At 34.9% G+C, this 20760-nt stretch carries 18 protein-coding genes; 10 read left to right on the top strand and 8 right to left on the bottom strand.

From position 1 onward, the window contains the following. Positions 1-105 precede the first annotated feature (105 nt). The 5 genes from J0383_RS11330 to J0383_RS11310 form a co-directional block, all read right to left on the bottom strand. Complete coding sequence (locus tag J0383_RS11330; RefSeq protein ID WP_207298487.1) at positions 106-5013, bottom strand: PorP/SprF family type IX secretion system membrane protein; 4908 nt, start codon at positions 5011-5013, stop codon at positions 106-108. Position 5014: 1 nt separating this feature from the next. Then, positions 5015-6499, bottom strand: coding sequence for a gliding motility protein SprC (gene sprC / locus J0383_RS11325; protein WP_207298486.1), 1485 nt, complete (start codon positions 6497-6499; stop codon positions 5015-5017). Further along, a complete protein-coding gene (locus J0383_RS11320) occupies positions 6496-6900 on the bottom strand; it encodes a hypothetical protein (RefSeq protein WP_207298485.1) in 405 nt (134 codons plus the stop codon). The genes sprC and J0383_RS11320 overlap by 4 nt, the downstream gene beginning before the upstream one ends. A 108-nt stretch (positions 6901-7008) precedes the next feature. Continuing rightward, positions 7009-8298, bottom strand: a complete 1290-nt coding sequence (locus tag J0383_RS11315; protein WP_207298484.1) for a hypothetical protein — start codon at positions 8296-8298, stop codon at positions 7009-7011. Between the two features lie 189 nt (positions 8299-8487). After that, positions 8488-8940, bottom strand: coding sequence for a hypothetical protein (locus J0383_RS11310; protein ID WP_207298483.1), 453 nt, complete (start codon positions 8938-8940; stop codon positions 8488-8490). Positions 8941-9376: 436 nt separating this feature from the next. On the opposite strand from J0383_RS11310, the gene J0383_RS11305 reads away from it, so the two are divergent. The 4 genes from J0383_RS11305 (at position 9377) to recA (ending at position 12616) form a co-directional block, all read left to right on the top strand. Next, on the top strand, positions 9377-10525 hold the full coding sequence (locus tag J0383_RS11305) for a DNA polymerase III subunit (protein ID WP_207298482.1): 1149 nt from the start codon (positions 9377-9379) through the stop codon (positions 10523-10525). Positions 10526-10532: 7 nt separating this feature from the next. Continuing rightward, on the top strand, positions 10533-10916 hold the full coding sequence (locus J0383_RS11300; RefSeq protein ID WP_207298481.1) for a DoxX family protein: 384 nt from the start codon (positions 10533-10535) through the stop codon (positions 10914-10916). A gap of 34 nt (positions 10917-10950) precedes the next feature. Further along, on the top strand, positions 10951-11460 hold the full coding sequence (locus J0383_RS11295) for an acyl-CoA thioesterase (protein WP_207298480.1): 510 nt from the start codon (positions 10951-10953) through the stop codon (positions 11458-11460). A gap of 148 nt (positions 11461-11608) precedes the next feature. After that, positions 11609-12616, top strand: coding sequence for a recombinase RecA (gene recA / locus J0383_RS11290; protein WP_207298479.1), 1008 nt, complete (start codon positions 11609-11611; stop codon positions 12614-12616). Between the two features lie 551 nt (positions 12617-13167). On the opposite strand, the gene J0383_RS11285 is transcribed toward recA, so the two are convergent. Further along, positions 13168-13929 (bottom strand): lysophospholipid acyltransferase family protein, encoded by a 762-nt coding sequence (locus tag J0383_RS11285; RefSeq protein ID WP_207298478.1) that lies wholly within the window; start codon positions 13927-13929, stop codon positions 13168-13170. 245 nt (positions 13930-14174) lie between these two features. On the opposite strand from J0383_RS11285, the gene J0383_RS11280 reads away from it, so the two are divergent. The 4 genes from J0383_RS11280 to J0383_RS11265 all read left to right on the top strand — a co-directional run bounded on the left by J0383_RS11280 (position 14175) and on the right by J0383_RS11265 (position 17025). After that, positions 14175-14552 carry a GxxExxY protein gene (locus tag J0383_RS11280; protein ID WP_207298477.1) on the top strand — a complete coding sequence of 126 codons (378 nt, stop codon included), beginning with the start codon at positions 14175-14177 and terminating at the stop codon, positions 14550-14552. A 270-nt stretch (positions 14553-14822) separates the two neighbouring features. Next, entirely contained in the window at positions 14823-15791 is a 969-nt protein-coding gene (gene trpS, locus J0383_RS11275; RefSeq protein ID WP_207298476.1) for a tryptophan--tRNA ligase, read from the top strand. Positions 15792-15940: 149 nt separating this feature from the next. Continuing rightward, complete coding sequence (locus J0383_RS11270; RefSeq protein ID WP_207298475.1) at positions 15941-16618, top strand: Imm25 family immunity protein; 678 nt, start codon at positions 15941-15943, stop codon at positions 16616-16618. Then, a complete protein-coding gene (locus J0383_RS11265) occupies positions 16615-17025 on the top strand; it encodes a hypothetical protein (protein WP_207298474.1) in 411 nt (136 codons plus the stop codon). The genes J0383_RS11270 and J0383_RS11265 overlap by 4 nt, the downstream gene beginning before the upstream one ends. Here J0383_RS11265 and J0383_RS11260 read toward each other — a convergent pair. Then, positions 17004-17756 carry a LytR/AlgR family response regulator transcription factor gene (locus J0383_RS11260; RefSeq protein WP_207298473.1) on the bottom strand — a complete coding sequence of 251 codons (753 nt, stop codon included), beginning with the start codon at positions 17754-17756 and terminating at the stop codon, positions 17004-17006. The two genes, J0383_RS11265 and J0383_RS11260, sit on opposite strands and share 22 nt — an antisense overlap. Further along, positions 17746-18690 (bottom strand): sensor histidine kinase, encoded by a 945-nt coding sequence (locus J0383_RS11255; RefSeq protein WP_239023332.1) that lies wholly within the window; start codon positions 18688-18690, stop codon positions 17746-17748. Before J0383_RS11255 ends, J0383_RS11260 begins: the two co-directional genes overlap by 11 nt. A 299-nt stretch (positions 18691-18989) precedes the next feature. Between J0383_RS11255 and J0383_RS11250 the strand changes: the two genes are divergently transcribed. Together J0383_RS11250 and J0383_RS11245 are read left to right on the top strand one after the other, a co-directional pair. After that, the gene (locus tag J0383_RS11250; RefSeq protein WP_207298471.1) at positions 18990-20102 is read left to right on the top strand and encodes an acyltransferase family protein; all 1113 of its coding nucleotides are present in this window, start codon (positions 18990-18992) and stop codon (positions 20100-20102) included. 3 nt (positions 20103-20105) lie between these two features. Beyond that, entirely contained in the window at positions 20106-20582 is a 477-nt protein-coding gene (locus tag J0383_RS11245; RefSeq protein WP_207298470.1) for a Cif family virulence factor, read from the top strand. The last annotated feature ends 178 nt before the right edge of the window (positions 20583-20760 follow it).

The following is a 20760-nucleotide window of genomic DNA, read 5'->3' as shown; positions in this document are numbered from 1 at the left end:
GTTTCTTAAAGGGGCATTTAAGAAACAGCATATAATCTTTATTTAAAATTTACTTTATTGTTCCTATTCTTTTTTCAAAGAAGTCTAGATCTATATAATTCTTTACTAATTTTCAACTTTTACGATAGCCATTTTCCCGTTATATGGCTTAGTCCCTTTCGATTCTAATGCTTTCGTTGCTTCTTGTAAACCATCAAATTTTTCATAATAGATGTAATATTTACTTGTCGTCACATTATAGAAGAAATTAATATCTGTCAATCCGGCTTGTACCGCTTTGGTTAGGAATTGATCCCTCTTCTCAACACTATTGTGTACTGCAAGAATCATATAATAACCATTTTCAGAATTTTTAATATTCTTAATGATCTGCATATTTGACTGATCTTCTCCAAAATCAAAGTCGCTTGCTGTTAATGGCGTACTGCTGACTTTTGTTGTTTCCTTAATACGCTTAAGAGCTGCTAGATCCTGTGCATATCTTCCTTGATCATTTTCATAAGCCGCACGTTTAATTCTACGTTTTTTCTCGATTTCAGTTTCAGCTTTGATACGTTCTAAATCTGCTAATAAAGCTGCACCATCCTGCTCCATTTTCAATTGAGCTGCTTTTAACTGATTGATCTTTTCAAGATACGTTTTGTTTAAAGCGTCGTTTTTATTTGGAACCTTTTTAAGCCTTTCATTATATAAATTTGTCAGCTTCGCAATCTCTTCTTTTTGTGCTCTGCTGGCATCTGCCAATTGTAATTTTAAAGCTTCGATCTGGCTATTTTCAGCCGCTACACTCTTGAACGGTTTTGGCTCTCTGTAAATACCTTTTTCACTTAAATCGTTCTCTTCTTTTAAGTCGTTCAAGTCTTTTTGTTTATTCGCTACAGTGGCATTGAATTGTGCTAATAAATCACTTTGCGTTTTACTTGAACTTTCTATAGACTGAGTTAAACTTTCGATTGCTTTAGCAGTTTCGTCTTTCGCTGCCGCCGCTGCTCTTGCTGCTGCCGCTTCTGCATCGGCCTTAGCTTTTGCATCCGCTGCTAATTTTGCCTGACGTGCTTCTTCTGCTTCTCTTAGTTTTCTAGACTCTTCTTCTGCTCTTAATTTTTCTGTTGCTTCTGCATCGGCTTTCGCTTTTGCATCGGCTAATAATTTAGCTTGAGCGGCTTCCATATCTGCTTTCGCTTTCGCATCAGCTGCTAATTTCGCCTGACGTGCTTCTTCTGCTTTTGCCTCTGCGTCTGCCTTAGCTTTTGCATCAGCTGCTAACTTAGCTAAACGAGCTTCTTCGGCTGCTTTGGCTTTTGCTTCAGCATCTGCCTTCGCTTTTGCATCTGCGGCTAATTTCGCTTGACGAGCCTCTTCATCGGCTTTTGCTTTTGCTTCAGCAGCTTGTTTCGCTTGAAGCGCTTCTGCGTCTGCCTTAGCTTTTGCATCTGCTGCCAACTTAGCTTGAAGTGCTTCAGCATCTGCTTTTGCTTTTGCATCAGCTGCTAATTTCGCTTGACGAGCTTCTTCGTCGGCTTTTGCTTTAGCTTCTGCTGCTTGTTTCGCTTGAAGTGCTTCTGCATCGGCCTTAGCTTTTGCATCTGCTGCCAACTTAGCTTGTAATGCTTCTGCATCTGCTTTTGCTTTAGCTTCCGCTGCTTGTTTTGCCTGAAGAGCTTCTGCGTCGGCCTTAGCTTTTGCATCTGCCGCCAACTTAGCTTGTAATGCTTCTGCATCCGCTTTCGCTTTTGCGTCAGCTGCTAATTTCGCTTGACGAGCTTCTTCATCTGCTTTTGCTTTAGCTTCCGCTGCTTGTTTTGCCTGAAGTGCTTCTGCATCGGCCTTAGCTTTTGCATCTGCTGCCAACTTAGCTTGAAGTGCTTCTGCATCTGCTTTTGCTTTTGCATCGGCTGCTAATTTCGCTTGACGTGCTTCTTCTGCTTCTCTTAACTTTTGAGCTTCAGCTTCTGCTTGCGCTTTTGCAGTAGCTTCTGCATCGGCCTTAACTTTAGCATCAGCAAGTAATTTTGCTTGTAATGCTTCCATATCGGCTTTTGCTTTTGCATCGGCTGCCAACTTAGCTTGTAATGCTTCTGCATCTGCTTTTGCTTTTGCTTCCGCTGCTTGTTTTGCCTGAAGTGCTTCTGCGTCTGCCTTAGCTTTTGCGTCCGCTGCCAACTTAGCTTGTAATGCTTCTGCATCGGCTTTTGCTTTTGCATCGGCTGCTAATTTCGCCTGACGTGCTTCTTCATCGGCTTTCAATTTAGCTTCCGCTGCTTGTTTTGCCTGAAGTGCTTCTGCGTCTGCCATAGCTTTTGCGTCCGCTGCCAACTTAGCTTGTAATGCTTCTGCATCGGCTTTTGCTTTTGCATCGGCTGCTAATTTCGCCTGACGTGCTTCTTCATCTGCTTTAGTTTTAGCTTCTGCTGCTTGTTTTGCCTGAAGTGCTTCTGCATCAGCCTTAGCTTTTGCATCCGCCGCTAATTTTGCTTGAAGTGCTTCTGCATCTGCTTTCGCTTTTGCATCGGCTGCTAATTTCGCCTGACGTGCTTCTTCATCTGCTTTAGTTTTAGCTTCTGCTGCTTGTTTTGCCTGAAGTGCTTCTGCGTCTGCTTTCGCTTTTGCATCCGCTGCTAATTTTGCTTGAAGTGCTTCTGCATCAGCCTTAGCTTTAGCTTCTGCGTCAAGTTTAGCCTGAGCTTCCGCTGCGGCTTTGGCTTTCGCTTCTTCAGCTTGTTTTATTTTCTGTGCTTCTGCATCTGCTTTTGCTTTTGCTTCAGCTGCTATTATTGCTTGTCTTGCTTCTGCATCTGCTTTCGCTTTTGCATCAGCTGCTAATTTTTCTTTTAGTGCTGCTTCTTCAGCCGCTTTTGCTTTTAGATCTGCTGCTGCTTTGGCTTTATTTGCCGCATCAATAGCCGTTTTGGTTTTAGCTTCAGATGCTGCTTTGGCCTTCGCTTCTGCTGCTAGCCTTGCCTGAAGTGCGTCTGAATCTGCTTTTGCTTTTGCATCAGCTGCAAGTATTGATTCTAAATCAGCTGCTTCAGCTTTTGCTTTTGCATCGGCTTTACGTTTAGCTTCTGCTGCTTCGGCTTTTGCTTGTGTATCAGCTATTAATTTTGCGCGTGCTGCTTCTGCATTTGCTTTTACTTTTTCGGCTGCTGCTACTCTTGCTTGTCTTGCTGCTTCAGCATCGGCTTTTGCTTTTTCTGCTGCTGCCAATCTCACTTTAGCTGCTGCTTCAGCATTTGCCCTTGCTTTTTCTATGGCAAGTTGTGCTGCTGTTTTTTGTTGTGTTGGCGCTGCTGCATTAGTTGCTGCTGCTTTTGCTTTTGCCGCTTCTGCATCTGTTTTTGCTTTTTCAGCTGCAGCTAATTTTGCTTGTAACGTTTCGGCATCGGCCTTAGCTTTTGCATCAGCTGCTAATTTTAATTTTAATGCTTCTGCATCAGCTTCAGATTTGTCTGCTGCTAATTGTTCTTTTGTTTTTTGTGCTGCTGCCTGTGCTCTTGCTGCTGCCGCTGCATCAACTTTGGCTCTGTTATCAGCGGCTAATTTCAATCTTCTTTCTTCTGCATCAGCTCTTGCTTTATCAGCAGCTAACTGCGCTTGTGTTTTTTGTGCCGCTGCTTGTGCTTTGTTTGCTTCTGCTAACTGAGCTCTTGCTGCTGCGGCTGCATCTGCTTTTGTTTTCGCTTCTGCTGCTAATCGTATTTTGTTTGCTTCAGCATCAGCTTTGGCTTTATTGTCTGCTTCTAATTTAGCTAGTGCTTTAGCTTCGGCATCTGCTTTAGCTTTATTATCTGCATCAAGTTTTGCTTTTGCTTTAGCTTCCGCATCTGCTTTGGCTTTATTGTCTGCTAATAATTTTGCTTCAGCTTTTGCTTTTGCTGCGGCTTCTGCATCTGCCTTTGCTTTTTCTGCTGCTGCAAGTCGTATTTGTTTTGCTTCGGCATCGGCTTTTGCTTTTGCTTCTGCAGCTAATTTTTGTTTCTCAGCAACTTCTGCTCTGTTTACCGGCTCGGCAGATGCTACATCTTTAGCTAATACTGTTTTTGATTTAGGCTTTGACGGATCGATTAAAGCACCTTCTTCGTCATCACCATAATAGTAATTTCTATTTTTGAATTTATATGCTATGGCAAACTCGTGAGAAGGTCCCATATTGGTAAAATTTCCCATTCCTCTTTCATAGTTGTATTCAATGGCAATACTTGGTGAAATATTCACACCCAAACCTGCCGAAACTCCATACAGCGTGTTATATCCTGCTTGTGCCCAAACTCCTTGTTTAAGAGAAAGCATACCAAGACCAGAAATAACGGTTTTGTCTTTTTTAAGTTCTGTTTTTACAATTCCTGAAAATTTACTTTGCTCAAAAAATCCATAGCTGTCTATATAACCTGTATACATCGCATGAAGTTCTATTGCTCTTTCAGGATCTTCTTTAACCACTCCAGAACCGAAATTATAAAGAACTAAATTGTTAATCGATAATCCGAAATCCATGAAAGCGGTTCCATAATTGATCCCAGGATTTACAGTAAGCAGCATATTTGAAGGATATTCTCCATTCAAAATATCTACGTCATCGGATATAATTTTTCCTTTATCTAAACCACTTTTATAAGCTCCAACATTTAATCCGAAGGTTAAATTGCTGTCTTGTTGTAAAACGACGTTATGTGCAAAATTGACTACTCCGCCAAAAACAGTCATTAGACCATAATTTTGCTGGAATAAGCCAAACGCAAAAGCTTCATTTTCTCTAAAACGACCCGAATAACCTGCTAAATAAGTCTGTGGAGCATTCTCAAACTGTACCCATTGTCTCTTGTTATAGAAACTTGCGTAAGGGTTTGATTCGCGAACAAAACTGAACGTTGGGTTAATTATATATCTATTGAACTTTAACGAATTTCTTATAGGTAACGAAAACGAAACAACTCCATTCTCATTTTTATCCTGAGAATAGAGTGTATTTGAAATACTGTAAAATAAAGTGATGAATAGTAAAATTTTCTTCATATTATTTAATTACAGTAATTGATCCTTTTTTTTCACCTGTGTCGGATTGAATGACATAGTAATAAACTGGATTGACATTTTTAAAATCTTTAATAAAAGAATTAAGTTCCGGATCGTAATTGCTCCCTACATCATCGAACATTACTTCTCCATTCGAACTTAAAATTATAAGTTTAGTCGACGCTGTTTTATAAACATCTGGAATATTCCAATATGGATAATTACCGCTTAGCTTTACGATATTTGGTATTACTGTGGTTGTAGCATCTGCTTCAGAGGTTACTCTGAAAGTAAATTCTTTCGTGGCAATACAGCCTGATTCTTGTGAAATAACTACTTTATAAAGTCCTCTTACGCTTACTGCATAATTTGCGGTTGTGGCACCCTGAATAAGGATATTATTTAAATACCATTCAAATTTTGGAGTTGTTGCATCAGTGGTTACGGATACGTTTAACGTTTCACCTTCTTTTAACTCATATTGGTCAGCCACATCAATACTGGCATTAAAACCATTACTCTGAAGATTTATACTTCCAGAAGAAACACATCCTCCAAAATCTACCTCAACTGTATAAACACCTGAGTCATTTGTTGAATAAGTACGGTTAACGGCACCTGTAATCAGCGTGCCGTCTTTGTACCATTTATAACTGTTTCCTGAAGTTGCTGTTAATACAGTTCCTGTACCATTTGAGCAAAAAGGATTTCCTAAACTTGAATTGATAGTTACCGCAGAACCGCCGTTTGAAGAAACAACCGTAACACGATTTGAACTTAAGTTCTCATCGTCGCAGCCTCCGTAATTAATTTGTGCATAGTAAACTCCTGGTGCATTTGCCAATAACGTTGTACCACTTTGTCCTGCAATTAGCACATCATCTTTATACCATTTATAAGTTAAATTTGGATAGTTTGCAGGCGATGAAGGAATATCTCCAGGCGTTGGGTTGTACACAGAAAGGCTGACATTTCCACCAGTACACATAGTAGCTGTTGACTCTTTATCATTTATAAAAAAGTTTTCGGCATATGTTCTGTAAAAAGCAGGAAACGTAGTTTGGTTTTGCAAATTTCTAAACCTTTGGCTATATACCGGAGTTGCTGTGTTGCTTTTTACACGAATACTGTATGTATCAGATCCTTTTAAATCTGTTGGAATAGCAAATTTTATGGTTTGCTGCTGAGTAGCAGGATCGTCAACAAAAGAAAGTTTAGTGGTTGCGGTAGGAGTTGTAAAACTCCCATTTTCGTCTGAAAGTTCTATTTCAAAAGTAGTTCCTGCAGGAAAATTTAAATAACTAAACGTAGCATTATATTCATTAAAAGGCTGTCCATTAACAATTAATCCGGCACAGATCCTGTCAAAAGGAAGCTGCTGGCCAACTAGTGTTGCTGTTTGAGCATAAGAATTCGATTTAGTACATAACAGTATACTAAACAGAAATAAAACTTTAAAAAAAGATAAAGTAGTTTTTCGAATCATATAGTACGAGTTCTTGCTAAGTCTATACGCTCAAAAAACAAGATATCAATGAATGTTTCAGAAAAGTCATATTTATAGTTCTCAATAATATCTTTTGCAAGAATTGAGGTAGAACTAATAAACGTGTTTTCTTCGCATTCTTCAGATGTAGATGAACTCTTTTCAGCTGCCACAGTAAGGCTGTCCTTGGGGATGGACAGCCCTACCATAAACTGATTAGAATTATCTAATTTGACGCTGTTTTTAACAGCTAATTCGTTGTTTTGATTCACTACAGCAGTCGAAGTCATTTCGCAGCCAGAAACAGTAGGTTTTTCTGTGCTTTGTGCGTACAGACTAATCGAAAGAGGAGCAACCAAAAATATTATAGGTAACAAATATTTTTTTGTAGATAGAGCCATTATGTTTTGATCTTTATTTGGTCCTAGTAAGACGATACATAAATTGTGTCTGGGGACTTAATTAATAAAATTTACGCTTGGAAATAAAAATCGAAATCTTTTTATCTATTATTTTCCGCTTGATGCTGTAATTTTTCCTAATTGAAGTCTGAAGTCAGGTCTTTTTGGATTGAAAATATCAATAAATGTCTCTTTGTTATCACTTTGTGAGTAAACGTTGAAGAATACACTATTACCGTACCAGCTTTCTAAATCTTCGTTGTTAGAATTGTATTCAGTAAAGATGTTTCCTTTACATAAGTTGAAATACATTTCCTCAAATTTGATTTTTTTAAGGTTGGCATCGTTAATTTCAGTTTTGCTGTCTAATAATACTGCAGGGTTAAATCCAGAGATTACACTTCTTTTCATTTCAAGAGAAGCATTTTCAGCTACATAAACAGCCTCTTTTACTAATCCTGCTTGAATATCAGCGTTGATGTTTTCACTGTCATTAACCATAGTAATGTTTGAAGCCACAACTAAAGTTTGTTTTTTTGTAAAATCGGTTTCGCTCTTTTTCTCGTATGATTTAACTTCCATACAACGAGATCCGTCTTTTGTACTAGAGAAGTAAGAAGATCTAACTGCTAAAGAGTTGAAAAAACGACATTGAACTCCTTGAGAGAATTTGTAGTCATCGTTGATTGATTTGTATGATACAAATTTTGTAGCGTTAACATCTCCACCTAAGAAACCAAATGAATCACCACCAGCGTAGCTTACCATAATGTTTTCTAAGATTGTTTTGTTACCAACACCAGCAAGAGTTAAACCGTTGAAAGTATCAACTCCTTTTACTTTTTTACCTGCAAACTCGATTCTAACAAATCTTAAAATACCAGAGTTAGAAGCAGCGTTGTCTCCACCGTAAGTAGTAAGAGATGGATCAAGATCCATATTGTAAGATCCTACGTTACCGAATTTGTTAAGTGGTGCATCACCAAGAATTACAAGTCCACCCCAGTCACCCGCTTTTTTCTGGCTTCTGTTAGATGTAAATACGATTGGGTCTGTTTCTAAACCGTCAGCGATGATTTGAGCACCTTTAGTAACTACCAATGTTCCTTTTGTTTCGAAATCACCAATAATTAAAGTTCCTGGCTCAATTGTTAAAACTGCATTGTTTGTTACATAAACATTCCCTTGAAGAACATAAATATTTCTCTTAAGCAATTTTGTGTTTACAGAAATGTTTCCAGCCAAAATTTGGTTTGGCTCTCCATACTCTACTTTGTTTGGCTTAAATTCTGTCCAGTTATTTAACCAGTTAGTATAGCCCATAATTCCTTTCTCTTGTTGAGCACTCATACTCGTAACTGTCAAAAGAACGCAGATCAATTGAGTAATTTTTTTCATGATAAAGGTGTGTATTAGGTTAATAATAAATTTGGGTATGCGTAAATGCAAAAACTCATCTCGAATTTTCTAATAAAATTTCAGAATAATCGAGAACGAGCTGATGTTTTATCTTTTCCAAAATGTTACATAAATTCAAATCCGATTTACGTAACTGGTTTAAAAAAGGTTTTATTTTTTTGAAAAAAATTACATTTCGTTCAATTCGTTGAACTCGTGTAAAGATTTTAATGTGTTTTCGTAAAATAAAATAGCTGCGATAAGGTTACCTTTATCTGAGTAAGGCATCATTTTTCTTTGGAACTCTACTGTAGTATCTAAGAATGTTGATGTACCAACTGCTTGGTTATCTAAAATTTTCTTGTGATCACCATCGTCCGGAATACCTAAGTCTGCCATAGTAACACCTGGTTTAGTAACCAAAGCAATGTAAGGGAGAGTTTTCACTAATACTTTAATTCGCTCAATGTACAATTCCAAAAGTTCCCCTTTTTGCATACCACTCAATTCTTTTTGATCATGGTATTTACGAATAAGAGCCGTTGTACTAATAATACTTCTTGGAGCGTTTTTTGCCTGAGCCGAAACAGCTGCAGTTGTCATGATAAAAAATGCACTAAATAAAATAATTTTCCCTTTCATAAATTCTTATTATATAATTGGTTGTTGATGCAAACAAAAATATAGAAATTAACTTAAATTGCAACTTTCTTCATTTTTTTTTTCAAAAAAAAACTTAAAAAAACCTTAAAAATCAGTGTTATGTCGAGAAAATGTGCGTTTTAACGGGGTTTTTGTTAAATTTGTTAACAGCTAATACGTAAGATATTCTTTATGAAAAACAACAATCAGGTATAAATAAATAGTCAAAAAAAACTTACGTTTGTCGATTTAGGCAAAAAAATATTAACAAAAAAGTCTTGATATCTGCTAGCACGAAGTACTTTATTAACAAAAATTGGTTCAGGACACACAATTTTTTTAATGAAAAATCGTTGCCATTTTTCCTCTCAAAATATCCCCAATAATCTTTCCCACTAAAATTTTTGACTACATCATTTTCTGTTATCTTTGCTTCATGCAATTTTCTCAAATTTTAGGTCAGGATTACATCAAAAGTCACTTAATAAAAAGTGCTTCTTCCGGACGAATTCCTCATGCACAATTATTCATTGGACCTGAAGGAAGCGGAACTTTATCGACAGCAATCGCTTATGCGCAGTATATTTTGTGCGGCAATACAGGAAACGAAAACGAAAATGGTAACGAATCCTGTAATTTGAAATTTCAAAACATCTCGCATCCAGATCTGCATTTTATATACCCAACCGTTACTACCGAAGATGTAAAAACCAAACCCAAAAGTTTAGACTTTATTCAGGATTGGCGCACTTTTATTCAGGAAATGCCTTATGGAGGTTTATTTGACTGGTATAAAATTTTAGGCGTTCAAAACAAACAGGGAGAAATCAGGGTTGAAGATGCTCAGGAAGTTTTAAAATCTCTTTCGTTAAAATCCTATGAAGGCGGTTATAAAATCATGATTATCTGGATGGCCGATAAAATGAATATCGCTGCCTCAAATAAATTACTGAAACTTCTTGAAGAACCTTCAGACAAAACGATGTTTATCTTGATTTCTGAAAATGAGGAAGATATTATTCAAACCATACGCTCTCGTTGTCAAGTAATTCAGTTTAGCGCACTTCCCGAAAAAGTAATTGCCGAGGCTTTAGTGGCAAGAGAAAACATTGATTTGAATTATGCTAAAAAAATAGCACATCAGGCTCAGGGAAATTTCAATAAAGCACTGCATCTCCTAAAGGAAGATGACTCTGAATTTCCATTTGAACAATGGTTTGTAAATTGGGTGCGTGCGGCATTTAGAGCAAAAGGAAATGCAGCCGCTATTCAAGATTTGATTTCGTGGAGTGAAGAAATCGCTTCATTAGGACGCGAAAGCCAGAAAAAATTCATTCAGTTTTGTATCGAAATGTTCAGACAGGCACTTTTACTAAATTATGAAGCGCCAAGTTTGGTTTACATAGAGCCAAAAGTGGACAAATTTAAACTGGAAAATTTTGCGCCTTTCGTAAACGGAAATAACATTCATGAGATTTTTAAAGAACTTTCAGATGCTTTATACCACATTGAAAGAAACGGAAATGCCAAAATAATCCTCACGGATTTATCTATAAAACTGACTCGTTTAATTCATAAAAAATAATGCTAAAATGAATAATGCTGCCTCAATTTTAATGTTAGCTTTTCTAACCTTAACTTTTTTACAATCAGGGTATGAGAAGATTTTTTACTGGAAAGATAATGTTGCCTGGCTCAAAGAGCATTTTGCCCAAACCAAATTAAAAAACCAAGTTCCGCTTGCCTTATTTCACTTATTGGTAGTAGAATTAATTGCCGGAATTTTAAGTGCCGTTGGCATTATTCAGCTGTTGACAAACAGCGGACGCGAATATGGCTTTTACGGTGCAATATTTTCTTGTATTAGTTTGTTAATGATGCTTTTCGGACAACGATTAGCCAAAGATTACGATGGAGCGAGAACCATTGTTATATATTTTATTCCTGCCGTTATAGCAGTATACTGGCTGAATTAATTTATCAGCCGCAATTATTTTAAATTTCAAAAAAATGAATCCAAAAAATCCTTCAGAGTCCCTAACTATTTTAACAGATTTAGTTTTACCGAGCGAAACTAATCCTTTAAACAATCTTTTCGGAGGCGAATTATTAGCCCGAATGGATCGCGCCGCGAGTATTGCTGCCCGCAGACATTCACGCCGAATTGTAGTTACGGCTTCTGTAAATCACGTTGCTTTTAACAGAGCAATTTCTCTTGGAAGTGTTGTGACTGTCGAAGCAAAAGTTTCAAGATCATTTAAAAGTTCTATGGAAGTTTTTATAGACGTTTGGGTAGAAGACCGCGAATCTGGAAACAGAACAAAAGCCAACGAAGCTATTTATACATTTGTTGCCGTAGACGATACTGGAAGACCAGTTGAAGTACCGCCAATAGTACCGGAAACCGAACTTGAAATACAACGTTTTGATGCCGCTTTACGTCGTAAACAGCTGAGTTTATTACTTGCAGGAAAAATAAAACCTACCGATGCGACAGAATTAAAGGCGCTATTTTTGTAATGAAAATTGTGACAATTTGGAACAATCAAACTTCAAAAAAAGGACTAATTTTACAACTTCCAAGCCGAACCAAAATCAAGAAGTTATTTCCTTCTTTTGATTTTCATTTTGAGGGCTTAAAATAACAATTTAGATAATTTAAGAAAAGATGAGTGCAGACAAAGAAGCCAAATTAAAAGCGTTACAACTAACACTTGATAAACTTGACAAAACCTACGGAAAAGGAACCGTAATGAAAATGGGCGATAGAGCTATTGTAGAGGTAGAAACGATTTCTTCTGGCTCTCTTGGAGTAGATTTAGCTCTTGGTGTGAATGGTTACCCAAAAGGAAGAATTATTGAAATATACGGACCAGAATCTTCTGGTAAAACTACTTTAACTTTACACGCAATTGCAGAAGCTCAAAAAGCGGGTGGAATTGCTGCATTTATTGATGCTGAGCATGCTTTTGACAGAAATTATGCTGAAAAATTAAATGTTGATATCGAGAACTTAATTATTTCACAGCCAGACAACGGAGAGCAGGCACTTGAAATTGCTGAAAACTTAATCCGTTCTGGAGCAATTGATATTGTGGTAATTGACTCGGTTGCGGCATTGACTCCAAAAAGTGAAATCGAAGGTGAAATGGGAGATTCTAAAATGGGTCTTCACGCACGTTTAATGTCACAGGCATTACGAAAACTTACTGGAACTATCAGCAAAACAAACTGTACGGTTTTCTTCATCAACCAGCTTCGTGAAAAAATTGGTGTAATGTTCGGAAATCCTGAAACTACAACTGGAGGTAATGCATTGAAATTCTACGCTTCTGTACGTTTAGATATTCGTCGTTCTGCTCAAATCAAAGACGGTGAAAACGTAATTGGAAACAGAACTAAAGTGAAAATCGTAAAAAACAAAGTAGCACCACCATTTAAAACTGCCGAATTTGATATCATGTATGGAGAAGGAGTTTCTAAAACAGGTGAAATCCTTGACTTAGCAGTTGAATTTGATATCGTTAAAAAAGCAGGATCATGGTTCAGTTATGGAGATACAAAATTAGGACAAGGTCGTGATGCCGTTAAAGCCTTAATTAAAGATAATCCAGAATTAGCAGAAGAGCTTGAAGAAAAAATTAAAGCTCATATGAAAGAATTAGCAGATGCTTAATATTTCTAAAAGTATTTAAAATCAATACTTTACCACATAAACCCGACACTGTAAAGCTGTCGGGTTTTTTATTTTTTAAAAAAAAGTAAAAAAATGGCGCAACCTTTTTTAAAAAACCTCATCTAATAAAAAGACGTGCGATTTGCGGTATTGCCATATACCCATTCTCAAGGTTTTTTTAGAATAAATTTGGTTGGTTATCAGTAAAAATCCGTTGGTGTTTAATATACTAACGGGTTTTTAAAAAATAATTCAAAAATTTTATTCTCAGAATCCAACCTTTTTGATTTTTTGTTATCTAAATATATTATCCATTAACTGAGTTTTTAACGAAACTCTTTAATAACCAAACCTATAATATTTTAGCCATGAAAGAAATACTAGAAACGTTGCTGAATAAAAACCGCAGAAAAACCAAATTGAAGTTTAAGAAAATATTACGATTTATATCTGAAAAAATAATTCATAGATAAAGAGCTTTTTGAATATAAAAAGGGGTTTTTAGTTCAAAAGAAAACCCGGCAGACTTTATTGTTTACCGGGTTTGTTTTTTAAACTAATACTTTGGATGTTTTCTTTTCAAATTCAATTAATCCATTGTAAATGATTTGTCTAACTTTATCTTTGAGTTCTTTTCTGTTCTCTGAAGTAAGACCTTCAGTTTCTACAAATGGTAAAATTTTACCTCTCATTTTTCCAGGACCTCCGCTCAAAAAAGTATAGGAGAATCGTTTTTTATTGTCCGCAAAAACGATTGGTACAATTGGAATTTGATGATCGATTGCCAGCCTGAAGGCGCCGTCTTTAAACTCATCCAATAAAATAGATTCATCGTCAGGAACTCCTCCTTCTGGGAAAATACAAATACTTAAACCTTGATTAAGACGACTCTGCGCTCTTTTGAAAACTTCATTTTTACTTTTAGAAGAATTTCGATCCACCAAAATACAGGTTCTTTTATAGAAAAATCCAAACAACGGAATCTTAACTAATTCTTTTTTTCCCACAAAAACAAACGGGTTTTTGATAATGGCAAGCATCAGCATAATATCTGTCATCGACGTATGATTGGCCACAATCATGTAGCTTTTATTCTTGATAAGTTTCTGCTCTTTTTTGATTTTGTAATAAAATCCCATTCCGAAAAGAATGAATTTAGCCCAAATGCGAGCCATTTTAAAAAAATACGGATATCCTTTCTCAGAGATAATAGAAATAAGCAATAACGGCAGCATAATGAGTATTGGAACCGCCATTAAAACGTAAAACCATATGCGCCAGATAATCCAAAAAGCAATTTTTAATATTTTCATAACTTCAAAAGTAAGAAACAGAAATGAATTCTATTAAAAAATAATTGGGATTGGTTTTTTACCGCAGAATTTACAGAGATTTTCGCAGAGAAAAAGAGTTTTTGTAAAAATTGCTAAAGCAATAAGTGCACAAAGATTCGTAAGTTACTTATAATCAAAATTTTAACTTCTTTAAATAAATTCCAATGATATATTTAAAATCTCTATATTTATACGAAATTCTGCGTTAAAATGATATAACTAAAATGAGTGAAAATGAAATTTCAACTATTGTAATTGGATTGGCAATTCAAATACACAGAGCGCTTGGGCCTGGCTTATTAGAAAATGCCTATCAAGAATGTTTATTTTATAAAATTAAACAACAAGGTCTTCTGGTTGAAAAGGAAAAACCAATGCCTTTAGTTTTCGAAGAAGTCAAACTCGATTGTGGTTATAGAGTGGATCTACTAATTGAAAACAAATTTATAGTCGAGATAAAAAGTGTTGAATCGCTGACAGTAAATCATCTTGCACAAACTTTAACCTATTTAAAATTAGGAAAATATAAACTCGGTCTGCTCATAAATTTCAATGAAATTTTATTAAAAAATGGAATAAGAAGGGTAATAAATAATTTGTAAGATCTACATCATCAAAACAAAACTCTGCGTTCTCAATGCTAAAAGCAAAAACTCAAATAAAAATCTCTGCAATCTCTGCGAAAATCTCTGTAAACTCTGCGGTAAAAAACATATAAAAATCTAGTAAATAAATCTCAAATATGAAGCAAAGCACAAACCACAGTAAAAAAACCATTAAAATCCCATCTATTAGAACTTTCTAAAAAAATCACGAACTTTGTGGTTTATAGAAATAAACTTTGCGAACTTCGCGGTTCAGAAATAAAAATAATGGCAAAAATACTTACTGGTGTTCAAAGTACAGGAACGCCTCACTTAGGAAACTTATTAGGAGCAATTATTCCAGCGATCGAATTATCTAACAATCCAGCAAACGAATCATTTTTGTTTATAGCTGATTTACATTCGATTACACAAATTAAAGATGGAAAAACATTACGAGAAAACACTTTTAGTGTAGCTGCTACATGGCTGGCTTTCGGATTGGATATTGACCGTGTTACATTTTACAGACAGTCTGATGTAGTACAAACAACTGAGTTGACTTGGTATTTAAGCTGTTTTTTTCCGTTTCAACGCTTGACACTTGCACATTCCTTCAAAGATAAAGCAGATCGTTTAGATGATGTTAATGCTGGACTTTTTACGTATCCGATGTTAATGGCAGCCGATATTTTATTATATGATGCCGAGTTTGTTCCAGTAGGTAAAGACCAATTACAGCATTTAGAAATTACACGTGATGTTGCGGCAAGATTCAACCACCAAATGGGAGAAACTTTTGTGCTTCCAGAAGCTAAAATTCAGGAAGACAGCATGCTGATTCCGGGAACAAACGGTGGAAAAATGAGCAAATCAGCCAATAATTACATTAATATTTTCTTGGATGATAAAGCGCTGCGCAAACAGATTATGAGCATTGAAACGGATAGTACTCCGCTTGAAGCTCCAAAAAATCCTGATACCTGCAATGCCTTTGCTATTTATTCTTTAATGGCAGATGACAGTCAAATTGCCGAAATGAGAGCTAATTATTTAGGTGGAAATTATGGTTACGGCCACGCCAAACAAGCTATTTTTGAATTGATTAGTGAAAAATATAAAACCGAAAGAGAAAAATACAACTACTACATAAACAATCTCGACGAAGTAGATGCGCTTTTGAAAAAAGGTGCTGCCAAAGCATCAGTTATTGCTGATGGCGTTTTAAAAAGAGTTCGTGAGAAACTAGGTTTTTAATACTAAAATTTAAAATATTATAATTATTTAAGAGCCCTATTTAGGCTCTTTTTTTTTGCTAAACATCACTAAGCAAAAAACATTACAATAATTTTATTTAATTTTGAATACATAAAAAATATCTTGTTAAAAAAATAATTCTAAATAAAATGAGTTCATTTTACACCGCTGAGAATGAGTTCTCTAAATTAATTCTTGAATATAATTTTATACCACTTTATTCTATGTGGAATAAAAATACAATTATTCTTTCCCGAAAAATTGGACATCAAAATATTGCCTATTGTCATATTATAATTTCTGCAAATGGTTCAGGAGGTATTTCTGTAAATTTATGGATAGCACCATTAGAATACCCCGACGCCAGATTGGATAGCAATAGTGCCGCTTTTTTAATAAAAATTGGAGAAGAATGGGAAGATAATCCTGATTTCTTACAACTTTGCCAATCTAGAATTATTAATGTTTTTAATGGTCTTGATAAATTTGAAAATACAATAGAACAGGAATTAAATAATCCTTCTCTTCTATCAAATGCACATCAAATTAGAATGAAAAATTATCTTCTTTATTTGGCAGTTTTAAAGCTAATTAAAGAAAGCTTAGAATATCCAGAAATAAAAAAGGAGATTTTGAAAGTAATTGAAAAAAAAGCAAAATCACTTACGAAAATTAATAAAAAAGTTAAGGAGGCAATTATTAATAATCAAGCAAAAGTAAAAGATCCTAAATTATTTCAATTTATAGATGAAAAACAGAGAGCTGTTATTAGCTTATCAGAAACAATAACTGACTATATCTATATAGAATTAGCACTGAAATCATGACTACAGAAGAAGCAATTGAGGAATTAATGTATCAATGCGGCGCTCATACAAATGTAGAAAGTGAGCGATGGCAAAATGGTTTCTTAGGTCATTTGAGGCCATTTCGCGGAAAACTTCGGGAAGAAAATTACCATTTGATCATGCAGGCATTAAGAGTACTCGCTCCAGAAATGGAAAAGGATTTTGTTGACCGAAGAATCATCAGCAGTATTATGGGAATTACTCATTTGGGCAGAATGTGGGCCGTTCATCCTGAAGGAATGCTTCAGAGTAATAAATTGATTTCGAAAGAACAAGTCACACAAATTGATAACTGGTTAATGGATATTTCGTATGCTGCTTATTGTCTTTTAGATGGAGCTGGGACAAAAGAAGCCTTCTGGGATTATGATAACGATACTAAATAATTTAAAAACCCGATTGATGATCCCTTCGGGTTTTTATTTGCTATTCTTTTGAAATCTTGCTTCAGCTGATCGTAATTTTCTTTATAGATGCGGCCAGCCGGAATTGAGTAATTATCAATAATCAATTCGTTGTTTCCTATTGCTTTTACTTCTTTTTGATTGATTAAGAAAGAACGGTGAATCCGTAAAAAACCTTTAGAAAACAGATTCATTTCCAGATCACTAATTTTATATTTTGCCGCAATTTCTTTTTTGCCTTTTAAAACCGCCTTAATGTCATTTCCCTGACTTTCAAAAAATAAGATATCGGTTAATGCAATTTTATGCTGCAGTCCGTTGGATTTCAATATAATGAATTCTTCCTCTTTATTTTCAGGATTTTGTCTTAAAACACGTTCAACCGCTTTAAAGAAACGTTCGAACGTTATGGGTTTCAAAATATAATCGACAGCTTCGAGTTCAAAACCTTCAATCGCAAATTCGCGGTAAGCGGTTGTAAAAATCGTTTTAGGTTTATGATGCAGAGATTTTAAAAAATCAATTCCGTTTAAATCCGGCATATTGATATCTAGAAAAATCAAATCGACAGGATTCTTTTTTAAGAGTTTATAAGCTTCCAAAGCATTCTGTGCAGTTCCAATGACATGCAATTCTTCAATTTTAGAAATATGATTTTCTAATAATTGTACTGCCAACGGCTCATCATCAATTACTATACAATTAATTTTCATTGGCAGGAATTTGTATTTGAACTTTAAAAAACCCGTTTTTATTTTCAATTTCAAACTGACTTTGATCACCGTAGATAATCTTCAGCTGATCTTGAATGATTTTCAATCCAAGACCTTTAGAATCCATATTTTCTTTCGGGATGAATGAGTTTTCAACTTTTAAAACTGTTTTGACCACATTAGTTTCTACGGAAATAAAAATAGAAATTTTCCCAGTATTACAGGCAGCTCCGTGTTTAAAAGCATTTTCAACCAAAGATAAAAACAGCAAAGGCGGAATCTGATTTTCAGACTGGATGTTTTCTGCAATAACCAATTGTAATCTTTCACTATACCTCAGCTTTTCCAATTCTATATAATCTTTGATTACTTTCATTTCTTCCGAAATCAAAACCATTTTTTTATCTGCTTTGTATAAAATATAATCCAGCATATTTGATAGTCGGCTTATGGATTCTGATGTTTTGCTTGAGTTGATTATCGAAAGAGAATAAATGTTGTTTAGTGTATTGAATAAGAAATGCGGATTTAAACGCGTTTTTAAGGCCTTTAATTCTAATTCTGCTTTCTCTTTGAGTAATTGTACAGAATTCTCTTTTTCGTTTCTTAAATCAAGCATAAATGATATCGAAACAAAAATAAAAGATGCAGTCACAATTGGAATAACATAAAAGCAGAATAAATAATTCACATCTGTTATAATATTCCAAACATCGTCTTGTGGTGTTTCAATAAAAAAAGGTTCAGCAATATAGATCGTAAATAATCTATTTAAAACCGAAATTCCATAAATACCCAAGATTGAAGAAACAATAAATACGAAATATCGCTTTCTGTAAAACAACTTTTTGATTAAAATACTGTATGCAAAATTGGCCGCCAGAATCTGAAACAACAAATGCGTGAGATCATACGGAATGATTTGGGAAAACATAGGATTTTTATATTCTGCATAAATTTTGACTTCGCCTATCAAAAAAAAGGCGCACCAAAATATCACTTGGAATATAATCTTCTGTTTTTGAGTATTATTTGAATTTTTAATCATGGTTCAAAAATAAACAATCACAAAGCATATTCTGCCAAATCGTGATGGACAACAATGAATTGAATGTGGATAACCAAAAATGCACTTGAAATTCAATTCATTGCTTTTTACATGAGAATTATTTCCGTTTGAATAAATCAGAAAATAAGATCAAAAAATCAAGTTCTCTTTGTATAAAAAAACAAATGCATACAGTTGCAGAAAAATTTCACGGACTAGATCACTTACGCGCTTTGGCCATTACGATGGTTTTAATATACCACTACCGAATGTTTGCTCATCCGGAATGGGTCGATACTTACGGACGTTTTGGCTGGATGGGTGTAGATTTGTTCTTTGTTCTAAGCGGATTTTTAATTTCAAAACAGCTTTTTCATGAAGTCAATTCGAATGGAAAAATTGGCTTACAAACATTTTTCACAAAACGGTTTTTTAGAATAGTACCGCCTTATGTTGTAACGCTTTCTCTCTATTTTCTATTTCCTTTTTTTAGGGAAAGAGAATCCCTTCCTCCTATTTGGAAATTCATCACTTTTACACAGAATATCGAATTGGATCTTTTCCATTTTGGAACATTCTCCCACGCCTGGTCGCTATGTATTGAAGAGCAGTTTTATCTCTTGTTTCCGTTGGCATTAGCGTTTTTTTTGCATTATAAAAAGTTTAGAATTTTCAACTATTTTTTGGTTCTTTTATTTCTCTTTTCAATAATTCTCAGAGAAATTTCATGGCAGATTTTCGTGGTTCCCAATGTAAACGGCGACGATTTTTGGCGTATTTGGTACATGAAAATTTACTATCCCACCTACACCCGATTAGACGGACTGCTCACAGGAATTGCCATTGCTTATTTTTATGAAAATGCACTTTGGTTTAAAAAATTTATAAACTCAAACGGCAATTATTTATGTCTTGTTGGTATTGCTTTATTAGGTTTTTCAATGTGGATTTGTAACGATCAAACATCACATTTAGCTTCCGTATTAGGATTTACGGCAGTTTCAATTAGTTTTGGTTTGATAGTAATGTCGGCCATTTCAGAATCTTCGTTTTTGTATCGTTTTAAATCCAATTGGAGTGTGCAGCTTGCGGCATTTTCGTATGCAGTTTATCTTTCTCACAAAGGAATTATACATATCGCGCAATCTTTTATTGAGGAAACGTCTTTAGAAAAAGAAAGCAACTTAACGTTCATAATCAGTATCGCAGCTTGTTTAATTACTGGATTGATCTTTAGATATGCAATTGAAAACCCAGCTGCTAAAATCAAAAATTATATTTTAAATCGTAATCATTAACTCATGAAAATCATTATTACTGTTTTTGCAATTTTGTCCTTAAACCTGGTTTCGGCACAAGAATTATCTAAAGATCAAGAAGAAATCCACCAGATTTTAAATTCCTTTATGCACAGCATTATAGCAAAAGATTCTGCTACTTTTAAAAGTTTGTTTTTTGAAGAAAATGTAAACTGGATTGGCGTGATGAAAGAAAAAACGCAAACAAAAAGATTGGTGAAACCTGTCGTAACAAAAAACTATTTTACTAGCAGTTATAAAGCTTTCTTTCAATCAATTATGAAAGATAAAAAGAGCGAGGAGAAATTCGAAAACATTCAAATTCAAAATGATGATGCCATTGCCAGTGTAACTTTCGATTACAGTTTTTGGTCTGAAGATTCAATGACCAACTGGGGAAAAGAATACTGGCAGCTTGTAAAAGCAAATGGACGCTGGAAAATTTCAAGTGTTATTTTTTCTATCGAAATGTCGAAATAGCATTCTCAGCGGGATATTTATTAATTTATAACTTAACTTGCAATCAATTTTACGTAACTTTATAATTATTAATATATTAGAAGTAAAATATGAATAAGTATATTGAAGATTACGATATCCCGCCTTATCTGTTTCAGATTTTAAATATAGCTTTCGGAATACTGTTTATTTTTGTTTT

Source organism: Flavobacterium endoglycinae, assembly GCF_017352115.1.
GTDB classification, from domain to species: Bacteria; Bacteroidota; Bacteroidia; order Flavobacteriales; family Flavobacteriaceae; genus Flavobacterium; species Flavobacterium endoglycinae.
This window is presented reverse-complemented; position numbering and strand designations above follow the sequence as displayed.

Excerpts from the sequence above, each read along its gene's own strand:
- J0383_RS11260 (WP_207298473.1), bottom strand. The coding sequence starts at position 17,756 with ATGAAAATTAATTGTATAGTAATTGATGATGAGCCGTTGGCAGTACAA.
- J0383_RS11270 (WP_207298475.1), top strand. The coding sequence starts at position 15,941 with ATGAGTTCATTTTACACCGCTGAGAATGAGTTCTCTAAATTAATTCTT.
- J0383_RS11250 (WP_207298471.1), top strand. The coding sequence starts at position 18,990 with ATGCATACAGTTGCAGAAAAATTTCACGGACTAGATCACTTACGCGCT.
- J0383_RS11285 (WP_207298478.1), bottom strand. The coding sequence starts at position 13,929 with ATGAAAATATTAAAAATTGCTTTTTGGATTATCTGGCGCATATGGTTT.
- J0383_RS11315 (WP_207298484.1), bottom strand. The coding sequence starts at position 8,298 with ATGAAAAAAATTACTCAATTGATCTGCGTTCTTTTGACAGTTACGAGT.
- sprC (WP_207298486.1), bottom strand. The coding sequence starts at position 6,499 with ATGATTCGAAAAACTACTTTATCTTTTTTTAAAGTTTTATTTCTGTTT.
- J0383_RS11255 (WP_239023332.1), bottom strand. The coding sequence starts at position 18,690 with ATGTTTTCCCAAATCATTCCGTATGATCTCACGCATTTGTTGTTTCAG.
- J0383_RS11310 (WP_207298483.1), bottom strand. The coding sequence starts at position 8,940 with ATGAAAGGGAAAATTATTTTATTTAGTGCATTTTTTATCATGACAACT.
- J0383_RS11295 (WP_207298480.1), top strand. The coding sequence starts at position 10,951 with ATGAATCCAAAAAATCCTTCAGAGTCCCTAACTATTTTAACAGATTTA.
- J0383_RS11265 (WP_207298474.1), top strand. The coding sequence starts at position 16,615 with ATGACTACAGAAGAAGCAATTGAGGAATTAATGTATCAATGCGGCGCT.
- recA (WP_207298479.1), top strand. The coding sequence starts at position 11,609 with ATGAGTGCAGACAAAGAAGCCAAATTAAAAGCGTTACAACTAACACTT.
- J0383_RS11280 (WP_207298477.1), top strand. The coding sequence starts at position 14,175 with ATGAGTGAAAATGAAATTTCAACTATTGTAATTGGATTGGCAATTCAA.
- J0383_RS11245 (WP_207298470.1), top strand. The coding sequence starts at position 20,106 with ATGAAAATCATTATTACTGTTTTTGCAATTTTGTCCTTAAACCTGGTT.
- trpS (WP_207298476.1), top strand. The coding sequence starts at position 14,823 with ATGGCAAAAATACTTACTGGTGTTCAAAGTACAGGAACGCCTCACTTA.
- J0383_RS11305 (WP_207298482.1), top strand. The coding sequence starts at position 9,377 with ATGCAATTTTCTCAAATTTTAGGTCAGGATTACATCAAAAGTCACTTA.
- J0383_RS11320 (WP_207298485.1), bottom strand. The coding sequence starts at position 6,900 with ATGGCTCTATCTACAAAAAAATATTTGTTACCTATAATATTTTTGGTT.
- J0383_RS11300 (WP_207298481.1), top strand. The coding sequence starts at position 10,533 with ATGAATAATGCTGCCTCAATTTTAATGTTAGCTTTTCTAACCTTAACT.
- J0383_RS11330 (WP_207298487.1), bottom strand. The coding sequence starts at position 5,013 with ATGAAGAAAATTTTACTATTCATCACTTTATTTTACAGTATTTCAAAT.